The 20,153-nt window shown below is 43.8% G+C and carries 19 protein-coding genes, 3 pseudogenes and 1 riboswitch; of the genes and pseudogenes, 6 read left to right on the top strand and 16 right to left on the bottom strand.

Features of this window, described 5'->3' with window-relative positions:
• Window positions 1-12 precede the first annotated feature (12 nt).
• The gene (locus AQR02_RS28340; protein ID WP_209444331.1) at window positions 13-690 is read right to left on the bottom strand and encodes a phospholipase D family protein; all 678 of its coding nucleotides are present in this window, start codon (window positions 688-690) and stop codon (window positions 13-15) included.
• Between the two features lie 176 nt (window positions 691-866).
• Window positions 867-1,054 (bottom strand): annotated as a pseudogene (locus tag AQR02_RS28335) (ISAzo13-like element transposase-related protein); the annotation flags it as partial.
• A gap of 44 nt (window positions 1,055-1,098) precedes the next feature.
• On the opposite strand from AQR02_RS28335, the pseudogene AQR02_RS35010 reads away from it, so the two are divergent.
• A pseudogene (locus tag AQR02_RS35010) lies at window positions 1,099-1,212 on the top strand (ISAzo13-like element transposase-related protein); the annotation flags it as partial.
• Window positions 1,213-1,374: 162 nt separating this feature from the next.
• On the opposite strand, the gene AQR02_RS28325 reads toward AQR02_RS35010, so the two are convergent.
• Both AQR02_RS28325 and AQR02_RS28320 read right to left on the bottom strand, forming a co-directional pair.
• Window positions 1,375-2,235 carry a glycosyltransferase family 2 protein gene (locus AQR02_RS28325; RefSeq protein WP_054943663.1) on the bottom strand — a complete coding sequence of 287 codons (861 nt, stop codon included), beginning with the start codon at window positions 2,233-2,235 and terminating at the stop codon, window positions 1,375-1,377.
• A 12-nt stretch (window positions 2,236-2,247) separates the two neighbouring features.
• On the bottom strand, window positions 2,248-3,216 hold the full coding sequence (locus AQR02_RS28320) for a glycosyltransferase (protein WP_054943662.1): 969 nt from the start codon (window positions 3,214-3,216) through the stop codon (window positions 2,248-2,250).
• A 146-nt stretch (window positions 3,217-3,362) separates the two neighbouring features.
• Here AQR02_RS28320 and AQR02_RS28315 point away from each other — a divergent pair, with 146 nt between their 5' ends.
• The 4 genes and pseudogenes from AQR02_RS28315 to AQR02_RS28300 all read left to right on the top strand — a co-directional run bounded on the left by AQR02_RS28315 (window position 3,363) and on the right by AQR02_RS28300 (window position 10,283).
• The gene (locus AQR02_RS28315; RefSeq protein ID WP_054943661.1) at window positions 3,363-4,334 is read left to right on the top strand and encodes a sugar phosphate nucleotidyltransferase; all 972 of its coding nucleotides are present in this window, start codon (window positions 3,363-3,365) and stop codon (window positions 4,332-4,334) included.
• A 19-nt stretch (window positions 4,335-4,353) separates the two neighbouring features.
• Window positions 4,354-6,171, top strand: coding sequence for a glycosyltransferase (locus tag AQR02_RS28310; RefSeq protein ID WP_054943660.1), 1,818 nt, complete (start codon window positions 4,354-4,356; stop codon window positions 6,169-6,171).
• A gap of 212 nt (window positions 6,172-6,383) precedes the next feature.
• Window positions 6,384-7,300: pseudogene (locus AQR02_RS28305) on the top strand (tyrosine-type recombinase/integrase).
• A 13-nt stretch (window positions 7,301-7,313) separates the two neighbouring features.
• Entirely contained in the window at window positions 7,314-10,283 is a 2,970-nt protein-coding gene (locus AQR02_RS28300) for a Tn3 family transposase (protein ID WP_054943659.1), read from the top strand.
• 288 nt (window positions 10,284-10,571) lie between these two features.
• On the opposite strand, the gene AQR02_RS28295 is transcribed toward AQR02_RS28300, so the two are convergent.
• Both AQR02_RS28295 and AQR02_RS28285 read right to left on the bottom strand, forming a co-directional pair.
• Window positions 10,572-11,057, bottom strand: coding sequence for a YhjD family protein (locus AQR02_RS28295; protein WP_054943658.1), 486 nt, complete (start codon window positions 11,055-11,057; stop codon window positions 10,572-10,574).
• 298 nt (window positions 11,058-11,355) lie between these two features.
• Window positions 11,356-11,556, bottom strand: coding sequence for a hypothetical protein (locus tag AQR02_RS28285; protein WP_054943656.1), 201 nt, complete (start codon window positions 11,554-11,556; stop codon window positions 11,356-11,358).
• Window positions 11,557-11,964: 408 nt separating this feature from the next.
• On the opposite strand from AQR02_RS28285, the gene AQR02_RS32715 reads away from it, so the two are divergent.
• Window positions 11,965-12,300, top strand: a complete 336-nt coding sequence (locus AQR02_RS32715) for a hypothetical protein (RefSeq protein WP_159067866.1) — start codon at window positions 11,965-11,967, stop codon at window positions 12,298-12,300.
• A gap of 664 nt (window positions 12,301-12,964) precedes the next feature.
• Here the strand turns inward: AQR02_RS32715 and AQR02_RS28275 are convergent.
• The 10 genes from AQR02_RS28275 to AQR02_RS28230 form a co-directional block, all read right to left on the bottom strand.
• A complete protein-coding gene (locus AQR02_RS28275) occupies window positions 12,965-13,261 on the bottom strand; it encodes a hypothetical protein (RefSeq protein WP_054943654.1) in 297 nt (98 codons plus the stop codon).
• A 65-nt stretch (window positions 13,262-13,326) separates the two neighbouring features.
• Window positions 13,327-13,572, bottom strand: a complete 246-nt coding sequence (locus tag AQR02_RS28270; RefSeq protein WP_054943653.1) for a hypothetical protein — start codon at window positions 13,570-13,572, stop codon at window positions 13,327-13,329.
• Between the two features lie 90 nt (window positions 13,573-13,662).
• Window positions 13,663-13,935, bottom strand: coding sequence for a hypothetical protein (locus AQR02_RS28265; RefSeq protein WP_054943652.1), 273 nt, complete (start codon window positions 13,933-13,935; stop codon window positions 13,663-13,665).
• A gap of 56 nt (window positions 13,936-13,991) precedes the next feature.
• The gene (locus AQR02_RS28260) at window positions 13,992-14,231 is read right to left on the bottom strand and encodes a hypothetical protein (protein ID WP_054943651.1); all 240 of its coding nucleotides are present in this window, start codon (window positions 14,229-14,231) and stop codon (window positions 13,992-13,994) included.
• Window positions 14,232-14,399: 168 nt separating this feature from the next.
• On the bottom strand, window positions 14,400-14,636 hold the full coding sequence (locus tag AQR02_RS28255) for a hypothetical protein (protein WP_054943650.1): 237 nt from the start codon (window positions 14,634-14,636) through the stop codon (window positions 14,400-14,402).
• Between the two features lie 245 nt (window positions 14,637-14,881).
• On the bottom strand, window positions 14,882-15,061 hold the full coding sequence (locus AQR02_RS28250) for a hypothetical protein (protein ID WP_054943649.1): 180 nt from the start codon (window positions 15,059-15,061) through the stop codon (window positions 14,882-14,884).
• Window positions 15,062-15,170: 109 nt separating this feature from the next.
• Window positions 15,171-15,851: a hypothetical protein gene (locus tag AQR02_RS28245; RefSeq protein WP_054943648.1), complete on the bottom strand. Its 681-nt coding sequence runs from the start codon at window positions 15,849-15,851 to the stop codon at window positions 15,171-15,173.
• A 4-nt stretch (window positions 15,852-15,855) separates the two neighbouring features.
• Window positions 15,856-16,248 (bottom strand): PadR family transcriptional regulator, encoded by a 393-nt coding sequence (locus AQR02_RS28240; RefSeq protein WP_054943647.1) that lies wholly within the window; start codon window positions 16,246-16,248, stop codon window positions 15,856-15,858.
• Window positions 16,249-17,408: 1,160 nt separating this feature from the next.
• Window positions 17,409-18,755: a protein kinase domain-containing protein gene (locus AQR02_RS28235; RefSeq protein ID WP_054943646.1), complete on the bottom strand. Its 1,347-nt coding sequence runs from the start codon at window positions 18,753-18,755 to the stop codon at window positions 17,409-17,411.
• A gap of 513 nt (window positions 18,756-19,268) precedes the next feature.
• Complete coding sequence (locus AQR02_RS28230) at window positions 19,269-19,481, bottom strand: hypothetical protein (RefSeq protein ID WP_054943645.1); 213 nt, start codon at window positions 19,479-19,481, stop codon at window positions 19,269-19,271.
• 467 nt (window positions 19,482-19,948) lie between these two features.
• A riboswitch (cobalamin riboswitch) is annotated at window positions 19,949-20,112 on the bottom strand.
• Between the last annotated feature and the right edge of the window lie 41 nt (window positions 20,113-20,153).

Below are 20,153 nucleotides of genomic sequence, written 5' to 3'. Positions count from 1 at the left end.
GACATTTTGATGTCAGCGATTGTATGTCCACATAAAAAACTCCGTGGTTGGGGAGTTCTCAACCTCAATTTTACCTGGAAGCAGCTTGATCTCTTCCATTTCTTCCTCTGTAAATTGAACGATGACCTTGTTGCGTATTACTTCATCTATTAGGATTTCTTTCATTATTTCTGGATCGGAAACCCAGACATGTTCCTTCATAATCTTTGTCTTGATTGCTTCCGGTATGTATTCAGACGTCTGTTCATAAATTTTGTGATAACGATCCTGATAAATATCAAATAAAGGAGAATCATCAAAGACGACGATTTCTTCGAATTGTTTTTTGCTTTGGAACGCATTCTCTGTAAAATTTGCGGATCCCAGAATGATACGATTACCTTTCTGGCCTCTTAATAAATAAAACTTCGAGTGTACTGAGAATCCTTGTTTAGCATATCGAATTTGATATTGATTGGAACAAATGCTCTCTTGTGCAGCTTGGGGTAAGGATTTTATAAAGTTAATCCGTTTTTCTATATCAAGAAATGATTCTAAGCCGGATGTAAAGGGACTTGCGACATCTCCGTCCTCAATACCAAGGATGAGGCTTATACTTTTGAATTTTTTCGTGGTGTTAAAAAAAAACCTTGGAGAAGCAACATAAGTAACGGCGAGGAGTTCATCATATACAGATGGGGGTTCCGCCAACATTTTAACGAAAATATACGCTTAGCGTTAGCGGATACGTATTCGCCGAGTTTTTCTTGCAAAACCTATACTTCGGGGAAGACTGAACCAAATGATTGAACCTACAGAAAATATAGAACAGTACGTAGCCGATCAACTAAGGACCCTATACGAAATAACCTAAGACAGATTTGAAGTGTTGCCGCGATCAAGTTGACGATGACATCGTAACTGGTCAGCGGCCTGCCGCACCAATTCTGCGTAATGTAGGAGAACTGGTGATGCTCAGTTTTGTTCCACTTGCTCGTGCCCGGCGGAAGATGACTCACGGCAAGCACGAGTCCGGTTTCATCGGCAGCCGCTGCAGTTCGGTCTTCCATAGGCGCGAAAACCCCCGTCTGCGGTGGTCACGATACGGCCCCCCGTTGCTTGGTGGATCTGGAAAGCCTAATCAATCCGGCTACCCGCGGAGAGCCTCAATCCGCTTTGCGCTGGACCAGCAAGAGCATGAACAAGCTAGCAGCAGAACTAACGGTCATGGGGCAGCACGCCCGGCTGACCATGATGCTGTTCGATTATTACGGGATCAAAATCGGCTTGTACGAGGAAATGCCTACGCCAGCTGGCCAGCAGCTGCAATGAAAATTAATCCGGTCCCGCCAACCCTGAAAGAAGTGATAACGGCATCGTTTGATGGTTGAACCGTCAGAAGGAACACAATGAGGACAGAAGGTTCATCAAAGCGATTTGATCGTAGACTCCAGTCTTCATATTGCTCGTTAGTAATTTGCGAATCCAGTTCGACTTCGCCGTGGCATCTGATCGTCTGCCGGAATAGCACAGGTCCAAGTGTATGGCAAACTCGGATTCGCTAGGTTCAACCCCGAGCCATCGCAGCTGTTCATACCGAATCCGATCCGCCTGCCCAAGCTGCTCGGATTGACGGCGAATACTGACCTGTCCCTCGTGCTTACGGTAATGCAGCAGCACCTCCGGAACATTCGTGAGCTTTGTAACCCGGGAAAGCCACGTCCATAATTGATAATCTTCGGCGTGGGCATAAGAAGAGTCATAACGAAGCGAATAGTGATCCAGAACCGCTCTTCTGAGCATGACGGACGGATGGGCAAGGCAGCAATGGAACAGAAGCCTGCATTTCACTTCTTCCGGATGCACGGGTTGGTACCAAATCTCTTCCCTATTCATGACTTGAACATAGGAACCGCATACTCCAATCTCTGGATGACTGTCCATAAAAGCCGATTGGATGCCAAGCCGATTCGGCAAGCTGAAATCATCAGCATCCATCCGGACGATGAATTCCCCCCCGGCGGCACGAATACCCTCGTTCAAACTTTCGACGATCCCCACATTGATCTTGTTTTCAATCCGCACGATTCTCGGATCAACATATGTGTTCAGGATTTCTCCACTGCGATCTGTCGAACCGTCATTTATGATGATAAATTCAAAATCGTCATAGGTTTGATTCAGGATACTTTGTATAGCTTCTTCCAAATACGCCGCGCCATTATATACAGGCATTAAGACAGAAATCTTGGGCATTCTAATCCCCTCCTAGTTTAATCCAAGCACCTTTTTGTACAAGGTCAAATAGTTTTGGGCCATAACAGAAGAGGTGAAGCAGCAAAGGTAATGATCACGCAGCCGGTCCGGGCTTGGGAATTCAGCCGAGTCCAACTTATGCACTACTTCTTCAGCATCCTTGCAGATCAACTCGGGAAAAGCTTCGAGAATTTCCGGAACCGAGCCGTTCCGGAGCGCAAGCACAGGAGTTCCGCAGGCCATTGCTTCGATCATCACGAGACCGAAAGCTTCGTCGTCCGACATAAACAGGAGGCATTTTGCATGGCTCAGCAATTGCTGTTTGTAAGTACCCCCAACCTCCCCAACGTAGACGATATTTTGATTTGCTCGAATTTTCGGCAGCACGTGACGAATATAGAACGCCGATGTTTCTGGTTCGACAATGTCTGTTTCCGGTCCCGCCAGTACAAGTCGCATGTTCGTTTCCTCGGCGATGCGTATCGCTTTCAGCACCCCTTTGCTTTCGATCAGCCTGCCCAGGAACAATAGATAGTCCGATTTGAGGGCCGAAAAAGGGAAATCGCCGGGATTCAGGCCGTTATGGACGACATGTCCCCGACCCCCGCCCAGTTTCGCGCGCATGATACCACTCATAAAAACAGGATGTTCCACCTCACCGCACCAGGGAACATGGATGGAACAGACGACCGGAACGGGTAGTGAGCTTCTTCCGATTACGGAGCCGTGCGTGTGATCGTGGATGATATCGACGGAAGGAGGCAGTGTGGCATGCACGAAACGGGCGATTTCCCACGCGTCCCCCCAGTGCTTGTATGCAATCAGTTGTCCGCTTGTTCGGCTGCCGGGCAAGGCGTACAAAAAAACTTCGTGTCCCATGTTCGAAAGCTGTTCGGTCAGCTCATATACGACGCGTTCGATGCCTCCGTACTTTTCGGGCGGGGTGGTCACATAATCAGGGGCAACTTGGACAATTCTCAACTGTGCACCTTCCCTCGTTGCTATTTCAGACAGTATATTCCCGCGCTTCAGGTTTTGGAACAGGCACCCGCACAATTATGATTTGGATTAAAGTCCAAACTTAACCGAGCGGCAAGACGTATATATGGAAGCATGGAGGTGAACGAATGAAAGGAATCATTTTGTGCGCTGGGAAAGGCACCAGACTCAAACCCATTACGGATTCCGTTCCCAAAACGCTTCTGCCCGTGGCAAATAAAACGATTTTGGACCGTGCGCTGGATCAATTGGCCGAGGCGGGGATCAATGAAACCGCCGTCGTAATCAACCCCTCCCAATCGCAAATAAAGAAGCATCTGAACCGGTTTCATGCGCATCGAAACGTGAGTGTGATTGTTCAACACGAAGCGCTTGGTATATTGCATGCGCTGTTTCAAATCCGATCCTTCGTTGGCGACGACGATTTTGTCGTGCTGCTTGGCGATAATGTATTCAACGGTTCGTTAAGTTCGCTTATTCAATGCTTCCAGGGACACCGTGCATCCATCTTCCTAGCCATGGTGAATAATCCGCAGGAATTCGGGGTTGCTGAAGTCGTAAACGATCAAATTATAAGTCTGGAAGAGAAGCCGGCACATCCCAAGAGCAACTTGGCAATTATAGGTATCTATGTTTTTTCACCGGCTATTTTCCTAACGGAAAATGTGGTTAGCCCGTCGTCGCGAGGGGAATATGAGATAACAGATGCGCTTCAATGGCTTCTGGACAATGGGCATTCTATGTCTTACACCGTTACGAAGGAATGGTTCATGGATGTCGGCACGCCGGAGCGATGGCTTGCATCCAACCTGAACATGCTGAAGCTAGAACAGGGAACCCGAATCATTATGAATCGCGGAACGATCGCAGATAACTGTACGTTGATAGGCCCTGTTTCAATTGGGAAAAATTGCCGTCTGACGAATGTGACGATCGGTCCGTTCGTATCGATTGGGGATGGCGCGGAGCTTGACGGCTGCGTCATTGAGAAAAGCGTCGTTTGCGAAAATGCCTGGTTGACCCGCCCGATGGGGAAAATCAAGCGTACGATTGTTACTTCGGACAGGATGTTCGCAATACCGGGAACGGAGGATGATTAATAATGGGAGGTAGGCCCCTATGATGGAGCTCGGCGCCTTGCATTTCAGCGGGAACGAGACGATTATGTTTCAAAAAAACATCCGAGACCTGGCCGATACGTTTACGTACGAGTTTTGGGTGACAGCGGAAGCGGAACAAACGCTTGAATTCGAACAAATAAGCGGCATAAGTGGAGTATCAGGAAAAAACTATTTGATCGGTCCTGATTTCCTGTTTCCGGAAAATGCGGGTTTTGGTATCGCGGTCGGAACGAACGGCATATCTATTCACGAGCATACAGTGAACGATATGCCGGCCAAGCTTGTCTATGCGCACTCGTTCGCGAAGTGGCAGCATGTGGCTGTCGTATATGATAATAAGCTCCCCCGCCTCTATATTAACGGCAAGTTTATTAAACAAGGTCTTCCCAGCAAATATGATCATGTTTACCCTTCATTAGCTGTGGGGGGGCATACGTACGGCCATTTTATAGGTAAAGCGGCACAGGTAAGAGTTTGGAGCATGGCGAGAACGGAAGCCGAAATACAAGCGTTCATGTTCACCGATCTAAAAGGCGATGAACCAGGACTTTATTGGCATTGGAACCCAGCTTCAGGAACGTTGGTCGCGAATTCCACCCCGAAGTATATTCAAGTCAGTGTCATTATGCCTTCTCATAACCGCTGTCCGTTAAATTATTACGCTCTGCGTACATTGCAACTACAGACCTATCCGGCCGACCAGATGGAAGTTATTTTTTTGGATGACGGTTCGACGGATTCGACCCCATCCATAATCGACCATTTGAATCCTCCGTTTCCGATCAAATACGTTCGTTTGGAGAAACCGGTCGGAAGGGGGAAAGTGCGAAATATCGGCATAAGCATTGCTTCCGGGGCTGTCCTGTTGTTTCTGGATGCCGAGATGCTCTGTCCCGCCGATTTCATCGAGAAGCATATGCGCCATCATCAAAGCGGCATTCCGCTTGTTGTCTCCGGGAGCATGAAGGTGAAACGAATTTATACGGTGGCCGATCCTTGTTATTCGGAACAGCAGATTTCACAATTGCAAAGTTTGTACCTTCACCGCCCTTCCGCGCAACCATTGATCGACCATTTTATCCAAAAAGATCGGACGGTCATTCAGTTGCTGCCGCTGGAATCGATGGGCGATCGGGAACAGCTGGATCCGCTCAGCTATGAGTATGATTATTTTGACGGAATCCTCGCGAAGCACGGTCCTCATTTCAAGGAATTCCATTATAGCTGGATGAACTTCATCACAAGCAACGTTTCATTGCCGAAGTCGCTACTTGACCGGTCCGGGTATTTCGACGAACGGTTCGAGGGATACGGCTGGGAGGATTGGGAGCTCGGTTTGCGCTTATATAAAAAAGGAGCGTGCTTCATACACGATGACGAGGTAGTCAACTACCATCAGGAGCATCCGAGGCCAACGAGCAACTGGAATCAATCGCGCCAGAACTTTATGGAATTCGTTAAGCTACACCCGGGTTTTGAAGTCCAATTCATGGTCCTTGACATGATCCCCCATCGAAAAGACATGGTGACTGTCAACGAATATTTGACAGAGCTATTCAAGTTGCGGGCGATTTATGGAGAGAAATACGCCGGGTTCGAACAATATATGCTGGTCGTGCTGGATAAGCTTTGTTATCTGCTATCCATCGGTGCCGCGATCTACATGCCACTACCGGGCGACATTGCCGACGGAAAAAACATGCGAATATCTGAATCAAGAGCAGAGGCGGATGAAATAAGAGATATAGGTCTATTCCCCAAGCTAATGGAGGCATTCGATTTATTAAACGACTTTATCGTAAAAGATTACTCGTAGCCTAGGATTACCAATTATAATTGGTAATCTATAGGGAGGAGTTCAGTTGACGCGTGTAAACGGATCATATTCTAAAGTTGGTTAAATGACCGCTAATAAAGATTAGCGGTCATTAGGTGTTTTCAAAGCATACACTTGATGTCCGCTAATGTCTCGGTTAAGATAAGAATGCCATGTCCGCTAATGTAAGTCAAGATTTGGAGGCTTTGCTAATGAGAGAGACACCGGGGATTTCGGAACAGGGCGAGCAGATAATTCAGGACTTCATTCACGCTCTCACCACCCACGAAGATTTGAATCCCAAAACACTAAAGGAGTACGCAAGCGACTTGAAACATTTTATCGGTTGGTTTGAGACAGCCAACCACCAAGAGGAAGAGGTTATATTTCGAATTGAAGATGTGGCTACTCCAACATTAACACGATATCGGGAAGCCGCGCAAAAAGTAATGGAATTGAAACCGGCGACCATTAATCGGCGGCTTATAACCCTGAAACGTTTTTTCGAGTGGGCCGTGTCGGAATCCAGGATTCACCGCAACCCTTCGAAGCCGGTTAAATTGGTTCGGGAAGAAAAGGTAAGTCCCAGGCAGATGACAGACAAAGAAGAAGCTGCATTGATCGCTGCGGCTGAGCATGGCGGTTCCCTTCGGGATCAGACGATTCTCATCGTGATGTTTCACACCGGCTTACGAACAATGGAAGTATGCGATCTGGCTCCCGGAGATATTCAAATCGGTAAACGCAGCGGTCAGCTTACGGTTCGATCCGGAAAACGGAAAAACAGCGAGAAGTACCTTTGAACGCTACGTGCAGAACTGCTTTAGAAAAATATCTGGCACTCCTTCCTTCGGATAGTCCTTATCTGTTTCCATCGGAGAAAACTAGCGATCGATTAACCGAACGAGCATTACGCCATGTGATTCAAAAATACATGAAAGCAGCGCGGCTCGAAGGATTAAGCGCCCACGATCTGCGGCACCGGTTCGGGTACGTGGTGGCAGAAAACACCCCATTGCACCGCTTGGCGCAAATTATGGGACATGATAGTCTGGATACAACGATGATTTACGTCAAGGCGACTCGTGCGGATCTGCAAGCGGAAGTTGAAAAAATATCTTGGCAATAAGGGGATGAGAACGATGTACGCGAGAGTAAGGGAACTGCTAACTCCGGAGGAAAGGATGCAATATTTGCAAATACCGCCTGATCTCGGCGAATGGGAATTGGGCACCTATTTCACATTTACCCAGCACGACCTTGAAATCATCCAGCAGCGGCGAAGAGATTATAACCGCCTCGGTTTTGCCGTGCAGCTGTGCGTACTTCGCTATCTCGGCTGGACGCTTTCTGACGTAAGAGATGTGCCATTTCAAGTCCTTCGTTATATTGCAAAACAAATCAATGCCGATGTGGAGTCTTTTGCATCTTACGGCGACCGAGAAGCCACGAGATACGAGCATCTGTATGAGATCCGGAAGGAATATGGTTTCCAGACATTCACCTTGAGCGAGTATCGTTCTTTGTGCAAGCATCTTTTTAATCATGCAATGGCAAACGGCAATCCCTTACACCTGATTCAGCTCGCACTCGAAGATTTACGTAAGCGTAAAATCATTCTTCCTTCAATAGCTACAATTGAAAGATCCGTTTGGGAAACTCGCAAACGAACAGAAGAAAAAATATTCAAGCTGCTCAGCAATTCACTGACAGCATTACAGATTGCTAAGTTGGATCGCATCTTGACCACCATGCCGGAAAGTAGCAAAACCTACTTGGCATGGTTAAGGGAAATTCCAGGTACATGCTCTCCGGATTCATTTTTGAAGGTTATTGAAAAACTCGAATACATACGCGACCTGCAGCTGCAAGTCGATACGAAAGGCATTCATCCGAATCGGCTGCGACAGCTTTCTAAAATCGGTTCACGTTACGAACCTCATTCCTTCCGCCGCTTTAATGATCCGAAAAAGTACGCGATTTTAGTAGCGTACCTATTGGAGTTGATTCAGGATTTGACAGACCTGGCATTCGAGATTCATGACCGGCAGATCATGATACTGCTTTCCAAAGGAAGAAAGGCTCAAGAGGAACTTCAAAAACAAAACGGTAAGTCGATCAACGAAAAAATTGTTCACTTTGCCGATCTTGGAGCCGCTCTTATTAAGGCCCGAAGCGAAGGTATTGATCCGTTTGTTGCTCTTGATGCCGTCATGCCGTGGGATCAGGTCGTTGCATCCGTGGAGGAAGCTAAACGGCTGGCGCGACCCGTTGATTACGACTACTTGGACTTGTTGGAAAAGAAATTCTATACGCTCCGGAAATACACGCCAACGCTGCTAAAATCGTTGGAATTTCGGTCAACTAAGTCCGCAGAGCCGCTAATGAAGGCGGTCGATATCATCAGGGATATGAATGAAACCGGGAAGCGGAAAGTTCCGGAGGGCGCGCCTCTGAACTTCGTTTCGAACCGCTGGCAAAAGCACGTTTACGACGATGACGGAACGATCAACCGGCATTACTACGAAATGGCTGTCCTGACAGAGTTGCGGAATTACGTTCGTTCTGGGGACGTGTCCATAGTCGGAAGCCGTCAGCATAAGGATTTCGAGGAATACCTTGTGACGAAAGACGAATGGAATGGCATTGCTCCTAACGCTACAAAGCTTGCCGTCAGCTTGTCCGCAAAGGAGTATCTTGAAGAACGGATTGAAGCGCTTCTTCAAAGATTAAACTGGGTTTCGGATCACATCAATGAGCTGGACGGAGTTAATTTGGAGAACGGGAAATTGCACATCGACCGATTGGAGAAAGATGTTCCCGATGAATCACGGAATTTCAGTCTCTCCCTCTATGAGCTGCTACCACGAATCAAGCTGACGGATCTACTCATGGAAGTAGCCAACTGGACGAATTTTCATGAGCAGTTTATTCACGCTTCCAGTAACCGCGCTCCGAACGAGGAAGAAACAACAATCCTTATGGCTACCCTTATGGCAATGGGAACGAACATCGGTCTTACGAAGATGGCTGAAGCCACTCCGAGCATTTCATATCGGCAAATGGCCAATACAGCTCAATGGAGGCTGTACGAAGACGCGATGAATAAAGCGCAAGCTGTTCTGGTTAATTTTCATCATAAGCTGGCGCTGCCTTCATATTGGGGGAACGGCACTACTTCCTCATCTGATGGAATGCGCGTCCAGATCGGTGTATCGTCGCTTCACGCAGATGCGAATCCTCACTACGGGACCGGAAAAGGAGCAACGATATATCGCTTCGTAAGCGACCAGTTTTCGACGTTCTACACGAAAGTCATCAATACGAACGCTAGGGATGCCGTACATGTCATCGACGGTTTGCTCCACCACGAAACGGACTTGTCCATCGAGGAGCATTATACGGATACAGCCGGTTACACCGATCAAGTCTTTGGTTTAACGCATTTGCTTGGATTTCGCTTTGCGCCGCGCTTACGCGACTTGGCTGATTCCAAGCTCTACGCTATCGGAAAACCTTCCGATTTACCTAAATTGGAGAAGCTGCTTCGCGGACAAATTAATACCAAGATCATTCAAGAGAACTACGACGATGTTCTCCGGCTGGCTCACTCCATCCGGGAAGGAACCGTTTCAGCATCACTCATTATGGGGAAAATCGGTTCCTATGCAAGACAAAACAGCTTGGCTAACGCGCTGCGAGAAATGGGGCGTATCGAGAAAACGATCTTCATCTTGGATTACCTTTCGAGCGAGGCGCTGCGGAGAAAAATTCATCGAGGGTTGAATAAAGGAGAAGCCATGAACGCATTGGCCAGAGCGATCTTCTTCGGCAAACATGGGGAACTGCGGGAACGTGCGCTACAAGATCAGCTCCAACGGGCAAGTGCGTTGAACATTATTATCAATGCTATTAGTGTTTGGAATACCGTCTATCTCCAGCAGGCAACTGAACACCGCAAAAAACAAGGTAAGCTTCAGGAAGAACTGCTAAATCACATTTCCCCCCTTGGATGGGAGCACATCAATTTTCTTGGCGAATACAAATTCAACTTTAAGCAGAATACGTCTCTCAATTCATTGCGACCGTTGAAACAGCAGAAAGTTGAATGACCGGTGGTCCGGGCGGTTTAGCCCGGACTATTCTTAGAGTAAGAAAAAACGCTAAGCCGGGAACATCCGAAGGCTTAGCGTATATTTTCGTTAAAATGTTGGCGGTACCCCTGGTACTGATCACTTTTTCATCCATAGGCAGCGATAGTACTGACGGGTATTTTTAGCTTCAGGACAAAACTTAATCCCGCGCAGCTGCTGCAGGAACTTCCAGAAAATTCAAGTCCATGGGTGAGTTAGGGAAATTAATGGAGGATCAGTTCCTAAGCCTGCTGGCTCGGGGCTAACTTATTTAAGATTATCTTTTAATGTTGCTCCGAGATCGGCCGTGTAATTGGTCAAGCGTAGGCTAATCTCGGTCCTAATTACGTCACGAGTCATGCCAAAACGCTCCTGGTAACCGCGGAAGTATATTTTATAATACACCACAAAGTCTTCTTGTACATCCAACAACACTTTTATATTTTTCTGTCTAAGCTCCTTTTGTAGTTGGTAGGTTTCCTGCATCACTCTTTTTTGTATATATCGACCTGCCATTAAGTACACTCTTTCCAGAACGTTTCCCGAATGTTCAATCTCTTCGATACTTTTGCTCACCATTGAATCTATATATGGTAGCAAAATGAGGTCCCTTATCATCGTACGTTCCGTCATCGTAAGCATCTGCCCGCCGGCTCCAGCTCCCTCTTTTTTATCTGACTGCTCAAACTCATCAACATATTCAGGCATGACCATCTTTGTCTTCCATCGCTCATTGGCATCCAACTTACTCATAATATGTGCCTCCTAATGATACAACCAGTAATCTATATTTGTTCCGTCACAGCCCCTCTGTGCGCCTTTCTGCTGTGTTGCATACGGAACGTTCCTTTCCCATTCCGTTATGATGATGGCTGTCTCTATCGGATCACCCGCGCTCCATTGTATGTAATGTTCGGCTGCCAGAACCTTGAAACCCTTCGTTATCTCCGCCGATCGCCTTCCGCTTAATCTTCCCAGCTCCATCAGCGTAGGCATTCGTTTAAAGTGGTATCGAAACTGGGATATTACTCTAAGTAATTTACGCGGGGTGTCATCTAGCATACCGTTCTTCCCCCACTGACTGCCAAGCAAGGATGCGGTCTAACAAAAACACCCTCGGTGTGCCAGTAATCTGATTAGTAGCTCGTATACGTCCGTCTTGAATGCCTAATACCTCTATTTTCCGCTGTGTGATCTTCCTGACTTTATCCATGTACACGATTTCGATGGTTTGACCTGCTGCCAGTTTCATGTTCACCGCCTCCGAAATAAGAACATTTGTTTGTATTATAACCACTTTTCGCTATTTTAATCAATGGAAAAATAGAACATACGCCCCTCTTCCCGCTACAACACTGAGATAGGGTTTGTCTTAAAGGGTAAATAAGTAGGTGTGCTGTTTTATTGCCCCCTGAGACGAAATGATATAAAGTGCATGTACATACGTTTAGAGGGAAATTATAGTGAAATTCATTAAGGGATTGGCCATTACTCTCATGATGCTTGCGATAGGCCTGGCTGCCTTTGTCGGCTTCTTAATCATCATGCCGGAATCCAAGGAACAGGCTGCGCCGGCAGTCGCGCAAGCGCAAACACTAGCGCAGCCGCAGAGACTGTTGAGTCGGCAACTACAGAAGAAATCGAAAACTATGATCCGGAAGTGCTACCGGACCCGCCAGCCGATGCTGAACCGGTCAGTACTGATACTGCGGACGTGCCTTCTGACTCCATAGAATCCATTTATGGAACATGGAACCTTTACTCATTCAATGATTCAACAAAGATTGAATCAAGGGTTACCATTCAAAAAGGAAGTATTATCAAAAGCATAGGCAGTCCAGACACAGAGTTTGCAAAGGACTATATGGCCTACTATAAAATTAAAGAGGATGACAAGCTCGGACTTGTTAGGTACTATTACGATGATGAGCAATCTTTTAATGAAGATAAAGGCAACTCTCCAGTCGCCAAAAAGATCTCACAAATGATTCGATGACATTTCTGCCAATAATCACGCCGTCAATGCACGTAATGTCCGACCAGCCACAATACCTCTTCAAAGTAAAGTGATCCAGGCGGCATCTACAGCTTGTTTTACTTGATCCATTCGGATTAAGCATAACTGACCATTAACTCAATGATGTATCCTCAGATTAATACTTTGCTCTCCTATAACAGTTGGACCAAAATTTGCGTAAACGAAGAACCGCCAAAGATTATACCTTTGGCGGTTCTTCGTTATGCCTGTTCTGGTGAGCTGATGATCGAAACGGGAATTCTGTTCATTGCCCGAAACGTGAAGCGCTACTCCCCGGAGGTCTTTTGATCTTTTGTTGTACGAACTTTTGTTCGCTGGCAGACAGTTGTCATTTAACCATGCTATATTATTTACAAGCCCCCGGTGCAGGTAGATACGTACCTGGTAAATGGCATGCGGAGAGATCGGACCAGCAGCCCGAATGCGCCTCGTGGACACAAGTAAGCGAGGTAATCGTTCTCGAAAGGACTCCCAGCCGGGGGTCCATTTTTCATGTTCCCGCAAATCCTGAACAATAAATGTACTGTTGAACATCAATATATTCCTTAGAGGGAGATTCGATTGAACACCGTTCGTCACGGATCGTGAAAAGTTTTGATCAGGACATACCATTCAATCAGTCTCAATCTATCGTTTCAACCATAAATTCATTTCCGATAAGATTTACTTCGCATCCAAACTCTTTAAGTTTTTTTGCAATAGAATCAGCATATCTACCGGAGAATACAATTAAACCTGTATCATCTTTTGAAGGTAAGGCTTTAAAAATATGTTTGATAGTACGTGATTTATATGTTCGACCCATCTCAGTAATCTCTATCAACTCTCCATCCGCGTTTTCCCAATAACCATCTGGAGCAAATACACCACCGAAACTCCTTTTAAAGTCAACTGGTTTTAAAGCATTATTGTTCCCCATGTTAAGACCTCCATAATCTATGATCTGCTCTTATGAAATGCTATATTCATTGAAGATCATTAGAGCTAAATACTATAGCCTCTGCCCTTTGGATAACACTTCCGGTACATGTAATCAAACTGCTGCATCATAAGCCAATGTACTTTGCTTTCATCCCATTCTACGTTACCAAGAGCATTGAATACAGAAAGTTCAAGATCATTAAACGGCGATCCGATTTCTTCACGTTTTTTTATTAGTCTTTCCACTTTTTTTTGTAATTGCGATTTTTTAGGTCGTTCAGGGACCTCAACCCAAATTGATTTCGGCACGATAGTCACCCTTTCCTTATGAACGGATTTATTCATTCTGTTGCCAGTCTTTGAAACTGATATAGACCAAATCGAACCTCCTGTCAGATTTCAATTACTTACTTTAACAATCAAGTTCAGCATATTATCAATCATAGTACGCCTTGAAGATACAACAACCGCTGTTAATGCTTCTCCGTTTGGCGAGAGTAATCCCAAGAACGATTCCCTTCTGATCATATTTGTTTGATCATTAATACGTAATTTGAGTTTTCCAGATTGTAGATCAATCAACTCTGCTATTTTTTCATTTGAAACATTTATAACATGAACGATAGAATCTCCTTTTGGTGAATTGCTTTGTAGTTGCGCATCCTTTGTCATTATTCAGCTCGCTCCTTCTATTTCTGTGATAAAGCTACAATGTTCTGATTTATTCATCAAGTATCTTCACGATCAAAAGCTGTAGCTGCCCTTTTAAATTTAATGTTATCGTTGGACAAATAGGTCACATGTCTCTCACGTTTGATCCAAACTCCATCCCTTACCATCTGATCCACGTTACCAAAGGGGATTTGCTTCGAAACGATATTCAAAAAGTCCTGCGTGGGTTCGATAATTTCACCAATCAAACGATGTCCTTCATTAGTCATGAAGACTAATAGTTTTGTTCTGCTCATTATAAACACCCTCCTTTATTCTTCTTCCTTAATGAACTGATGTATTCAATATGATTCGTCATTCAATGGCTGCTGCTAATTGGATTCCTTCATCCGTGATCAAATACCATTTCCCGTTCTTCTTCGGATGTCCAAGGAAGATCGTATTTCGCACTAAACCCTTCTCTTTCAAAAACCGTTTATTTCTCTGATAATAGATTGTTCGACTAAATCGTCACTTGTATGCTCCCCCTTAATGATTTTTCGATTGATCTCAATTGACCTTTTCAAATTTGATACTGGGCCACGCCTCAGAACCGTATTATGTTTGCCCGCTAAATCATCAATACCTGCTAATGTCATTTCAAAAAAGTGAATGATACCTAGAATTAACTTATGACCAAACAATTTCAACTTTTGAGTCATATCTTTTCTCCTTTTAGGAAATAAAATATTAAGACGGTGTTCATCGTTTATTTTCCGGAAACTGTATCAATCAATATAAACATTCGATATTCACTCTATGTACTTCGTATCGTTTATCCTCCCCAACTGAAACTCCACCTATAGTATAGTTTTCATCGGTAGGCAGCTGTTCGATGGTCAGTTTTTGTACTTCATTTAGTATCATAAATACATGTTCTTTATTTTGTAAGTTGTGTATGCAAAGGTTATTCAAGGAGTTTATATCCTAGTATTAATGCATTATAGCCCATCGCATCAGTTGAGAATTGGATTTCAAAAAGATGACCTTGTGACTGTAAATGTTGAATATATGCATCGAGTCTTGCTTTGAAATTAGAGAGTTTTCTTTCTGTAATAATTTCTGTAAAAAGATATTGTTTTCTCATTAAAATTCCACACCCTCACTATTCATTTTTTGTAATTTTTGATAACTTTAAAAATTGGTGAGACTGATCCTTTCATTTTCAAAATCTAATAGTCATTTCAAAATCTCCTTTATGGGTTGTTATATTGCCTTTTTCTCCTAACCTCTTCAAAATCGGCCAATACGTTTCCTGGAAGTTTACGTTTTAAGTGTGCCGGTATATCCTCGAAGCAATATACCATGGATTCGCGGTTCAAATTGGGAATCCTTCCTAGCAGCTCCCACTCTGCACTACTCAAGTTCTTTTTACACTTTAGGCACTTGTGATTGGAGACCGCAAATGATTGAATAGGAGCGGCTCCCGCCTCCGCTCCGGTAGGTGGCCCATTTTGTAATAAATGTGCAAGAGCGGGGTTTCCTGCCCAATCCTCAAGCTTGTAGGGGGCCAGATCCTGCCATCCCATCTCATAAGTATCAATCGCATCGATAAAGGCTTCATTTACCGCCTGATCGACTGCTGTGCGTATAATTTTGGGGTCTGCAGCAGGATCTCCGTGCATAATCGATACTCCATAGCCATCACGAACATAAGAACCAATCCGAATTTGTACGATCGCCTTTACAAAGCGGTGGGGAACATTAATATCCAGTTCCTTAATCTCCTTATCCCACTCACTCCCTGTTGCCGACTCAAGCCGATCTGTATAGACCTGGTTGGGGATATAAACCCCTTTCTTATCCTTTCGGTGTGTTACGGTCCCTTCCGGAAAGCGCTGCTTCAGCGAAGCTATGATCTCCTGATAGTTGTCCATCTCCTTACACACCTTTCGGTTGGTCATATTTTTTCATGATTCTAGAAAAACGTTCATAAACCTGGATGGCCATGTTTACTCTTTCCGGTAATTCACGTACGAGCTGCTGAAAATACTCCTCACCGGAAGGTGTGATTTCATAGTAACGGTTATACCGGTTATCATCCTCCCACCTACTTGTGGCATGCCCCTTCTCGGCCAGCTTCTTTAATCGCTGTGATAGGTAAGAGTCATTCACCCCCACGCCATCAAGAGACTGGATGATAACCTGGTCAATTTGTTTACCATAACGCTCGCCTTTCTGCAGTTCAGCAAGTACCATGAAGTCAATAACTTGCTGCACTTTAACGACAGAACCAAGGGTGGACTCTTTTTCAACCTTATCCGTATTCCTCATTTGTTTGTATCCTTTCTATATTCAAACTGCTATGAGTTTCATCTCATCGCGCTATTGATAATCTCTAAATGCCGGTCAGTGACTTGCACGATGGGGGAGGGCCGAAACCCGCTCCCGGCGCCCATTTAACAGTCAGGAAGCGGGTTCCTAATACTCATAATTATACCATAAAACGCGTGCTATTAACATACGTGTTTGCACGTATTACCCTCATTGAGTTGCATCATTCCCCTCGTTATCCGGATCTCCCACCTTTATACCGCACTTCAACATTCTCTATACCTAGACTTGACTCAGTTACAGAGTTAAACGCTTCACCTATATCCGTGTTTATTCTTTTGCTATGTACGTATCCAGTAGAAAAATTTAACTCTGCAGCTAAATCCGGATCAAGTTACAATGATAGATGGTTTGGGGGGGCGGGCCGGCGCGCAAGGCAAAAACCGGGTTAAAAGGTAACCCCAAATAATCAAAATCGGCAGGCTACACCTGCAGGAGCACATCATCCACTGGGTTGAAGGAATGGGTGCAGAGATAGATCCAGGAATCGTAGTCCTACCAGGATTGAAGGGTAGATTCGTGGATATGCGTACGTGCAGCGTGTCAAAGGACAACATAAATAAGGAAGATGATGCATGTAACTAAACAGCGATATCGAGCGATCAGAATAGGAGCAAGCATACAGAGAAAGAAGTAGAAATATGGGGATCGAATGCGTAGGAGCGGGCCGCGGGGAGATAATGCGTGCAAACACGTATGTTTAAAACAAGCGTTTCTCTAAAAAGAAAATTAAATATTAAATATTATATACTGGATTTCTATATTCCACGCGACTTTTCGTGTTACCGTAACATCAGACTCCATAAATTTAGTATTGGTTCTAGAAGAAGAGCCACTTCTCATTTTTGAATCCCATGTGTTCAATTGCCTTACCCTTAAAATTATCCAGACCAATAGTTAAAAACAAGAGGAGCAGCTGCAGCACTACTCTACTCCTCTATCGTCACTCGTTAACTTAGCGATGTTCTTTTCCTCCGAAAGCTATGTCACATGTCGGAGGAAAAGAAATACTATCTTATTCAACACATTAAGAGCGTAGCGGCTGCTGCGGATACAATATTCTTAACCTTTTTGTTAAGACATATTATTATGTCACATCTCTATTTATAATTCCGACCAATAGATTTCATTGATATTGAATCTATTAAATTAATAAAATGATCCACTTTGCTATAATCAACTAGTCCATCCGTATCATAATAATCACTCATAATATATCCTTGGTTAAAGATATGAACCTCTTTATCTGCACAAACTATAAATGTTACAAATTTAGACTTTGTTTCTGTGTAGTTAACAAAAATCTTTATTGCAGGCATACTTTCATTTCTAAAGTGTTCAATTATTGGAGATACAATATATTTTTTCGGACTAAAAAATTCCAATTTCATTTTTATATACTTTAATATATCTACCTCGTCTGCTAGATCCCGTGCAAGAAACTTAAGTTCTTGGTTCACTCGGTGAAAATGAAAATCTTCAATTAATTCGATCGTATCAACCGTACTGTCAGCAGAGTTACGATAGATCCTTCCATCTTCGGATTGTTTTACTAATGCTTGAAGTTCTTCGTAGCTCAAAATACTTTTTTTCTCTACTAACAGCTCTTTATACTCCATTAACATAATTGAAAATTGGTTGATATCAACTCTATCCTTTTCTTCATAACGAGTAGCGCTTTCAAGAATGTCATGTAAAAGAGTTATCGGCACCTCTTTCCAGTATTTAGAGATAGAAATCGCCTCATCCTTACGATTATAAGAACCCTCAAAACAATAACTTTCATTCTTGGTAATTAGCATCCATAATGTTTTTGCTAGAGACCATACATCTGCTGGTCTTGCATCTTTAACCTGCCCAGCACGTCTCATCTCTGGCGCAATTGTAGCGTAGTTTCCAACTCTCTCATCTTTTCCTGTTAATTTATTATCTTCGAAATCAGGGTATGCAACTAAACCAAAGTCACCAAAGGCCCACTCTCCTCTATGGTAATAGATATTACTGGGCTTGATATCTCTATGAACAATTCTATGGCTATGTAACTTTACTAAAGTTTTGGATAAAGAAATCAAACAATCAATGATAACTTCTAAATCATCACAAGTACCTAATTTTTCGAAAATCGGTTCAGCAAGCTCCATAACATACCACAGTTCATTTCCCTTAAGGTCCTCTGTATACTCAAATTCGTCTTTTATTTTCTCTGGAATAGATTTGTACCGTAAGGGGATTATTCCTTGTATTTTATCTTGAAACTTTTCTACAATATTGATTTCATTTAAAAACCGATTCACTTTTTTAGCATCTTGAATTGAATTAATTTTTATGCTTTTTAACGCATACTTTTTTCCTTTTTTATCTTGAACTAATAATATTTTCGCGTTCCCTCCGGAGGCGAAATTCCGGTCTATCACTTCAAATGGAGCATAATTGTTAGTTTTCTTCATTATTAGTTCTCCTCATTTTTTATTAAGTTAAAAAATCATCGACCAAAAAATTGCTGATCTCTTTGGAGAGTTTGACCTTCACAATATAAGGTTTACCGTAAGCGGTTGTAATAGACAAAAGATCCCCTTTTGTCTTTACTGGGAAACAGTCCTCAAATTATGAATCTCCCAGTTGCTAATTCACAAAAGCCTCGCAAGGTGGAATACCGATTCTCAGTGCTTCCGGAACCAGGATCCCGAGTTGAAGATTTGCTGCACTGCCGGCCGCCCTCGCTTGAACTGGCCTTCAAAGTGGATAGGCTCACCAAAAAAATGTCATACTAATAGCTATATCACATATATTAGAGAAAAGCAGGAGTAAAATGTATGTAGATTGCAGCATTGGTAAAGCATATAATAAGAAGATAAACGAAGTCGGTGACTAGTGGAGTTCACAGCTCCAGAAGTCACCATATCGTTTAATACAGCGGGTGAATTCACAGTTCACGCGCCTAAGTATTGTGAAAAGATTGTTTACTTTTTTGAAGAGTCCTCATTGTTCTCTTGGTCGGGAGCGTTGGACTCTTCTTCTTTTTCTTTTTCTTCTTGATTTACTTCACGTACCTGGTGATAGGCAACAAATACATTACCGTATCTTAGGAGCTCGTCCACCACTGTGTCATGTACATTCTTAATTGACTCTGTATGGTGTGCAATCCACTGTATAGTTTCCTGTATAATGCTCATGGGGTTCTCCTCCCTTCTACTGTAATCTGAGTCCTTCGTTTAAACCCTCATTTTAATCCCTCCCTTCAAGGTGCGCTGCAATAACACTATTGACGATTACATTATAACTATATGGCGAATAGAAATAAGTTATGCCGTTTTTTGTATTTAAATAAAAAATATTTTTTCAGTTTTGTCATATTCGTGTCGAAATCTTTTTGGAAGTGCCTATTTTCAAAATATCCAAGCAAACAAAAAAGTGCCACCGGTAGACGGGACACTTTATACGCTATATATTCATTTGGCAGGAACTGAAGAGATTCCTCCATTGGAAAGGTAGCGTAAAAAGACATAGTCAACCGGATTTTATTCTTGGTTTTGACTAATGTCACTGCACCTTCCCAGAGTTAAATACTCCAGTGGCTCAAGCAGTGAAGCTTTAGTCATTCAACTTGCGTAACATTAACAAGCCTTCAGCTTTATGTGAAGGTCTCTCGTTAAGTTAGGCAGGTCTCCTGACTTACGGGTTACATTCTGACGGTTTTCGTCTTATCCCCGTTTACAGTGGCGGGACCGTACCGGATTTGCACCGGGTTTCCCTATTAAGCCGTACCTTTCTCTCAGGTTCGGCACCTAGCTTTAATAATATTGTGTTGTGATTGATACCAATATAATAAAATTATTATGCTTAGA

The sequence above is a fragment of the Paenibacillus ihuae genome (genome assembly GCF_001368795.1).
In the GTDB taxonomy this organism is placed as follows: domain Bacteria; phylum Bacillota; class Bacilli; order Paenibacillales; family Paenibacillaceae; genus Paenibacillus_AQ; species Paenibacillus_AQ ihuae.
The sequence above is the reverse complement of the archived record's forward strand: the minus strand, read 5'-3'. Positions and strand labels throughout refer to the sequence as shown.

Excerpts from the sequence above, each read along its gene's own strand:
- AQR02_RS28325 (WP_054943663.1), bottom strand. The coding sequence starts at position 2,235 with ATGCCCAAGATTTCTGTCTTAATGCCTGTATATAATGGCGCGGCGTAT.
- AQR02_RS28315 (WP_054943661.1), top strand. The coding sequence starts at position 3,363 with ATGAAAGGAATCATTTTGTGCGCTGGGAAAGGCACCAGACTCAAACCC.
- AQR02_RS28310 (WP_054943660.1), top strand. The coding sequence starts at position 4,354 with ATGATGGAGCTCGGCGCCTTGCATTTCAGCGGGAACGAGACGATTATG.
- AQR02_RS28300 (WP_054943659.1), top strand. The coding sequence starts at position 7,314 with ATGTACGCGAGAGTAAGGGAACTGCTAACTCCGGAGGAAAGGATGCAA.
- AQR02_RS28295 (WP_054943658.1), bottom strand. The coding sequence starts at position 11,057 with ATGAGTAAGTTGGATGCCAATGAGCGATGGAAGACAAAGATGGTCATG.
- AQR02_RS28285 (WP_054943656.1), bottom strand. The coding sequence starts at position 11,556 with ATGAAACTGGCAGCAGGTCAAACCATCGAAATCGTGTACATGGATAAA.
- AQR02_RS28275 (WP_054943654.1), bottom strand. The coding sequence starts at position 13,261 with ATGGGGAACAATAATGCTTTAAAACCAGTTGACTTTAAAAGGAGTTTC.
- AQR02_RS28265 (WP_054943652.1), bottom strand. The coding sequence starts at position 13,935 with ATGACAAAGGATGCGCAACTACAAAGCAATTCACCAAAAGGAGATTCT.
- AQR02_RS28260 (WP_054943651.1), bottom strand. The coding sequence starts at position 14,231 with ATGAGCAGAACAAAACTATTAGTCTTCATGACTAATGAAGGACATCGT.
- AQR02_RS28255 (WP_054943650.1), bottom strand. The coding sequence starts at position 14,636 with ATGACTCAAAAGTTGAAATTGTTTGGTCATAAGTTAATTCTAGGTATC.
- AQR02_RS28250 (WP_054943649.1), bottom strand. The coding sequence starts at position 15,061 with ATGAGAAAACAATATCTTTTTACAGAAATTATTACAGAAAGAAAACTC.
- AQR02_RS28245 (WP_054943648.1), bottom strand. The coding sequence starts at position 15,851 with ATGGACAACTATCAGGAGATCATAGCTTCGCTGAAGCAGCGCTTTCCG.
- AQR02_RS28240 (WP_054943647.1), bottom strand. The coding sequence starts at position 16,248 with ATGAGGAATACGGATAAGGTTGAAAAAGAGTCCACCCTTGGTTCTGTC.
- AQR02_RS28235 (WP_054943646.1), bottom strand. The coding sequence starts at position 18,755 with ATGAAGAAAACTAACAATTATGCTCCATTTGAAGTGATAGACCGGAAT.
- AQR02_RS28230 (WP_054943645.1), bottom strand. The coding sequence starts at position 19,481 with ATGAGCATTATACAGGAAACTATACAGTGGATTGCACACCATACAGAG.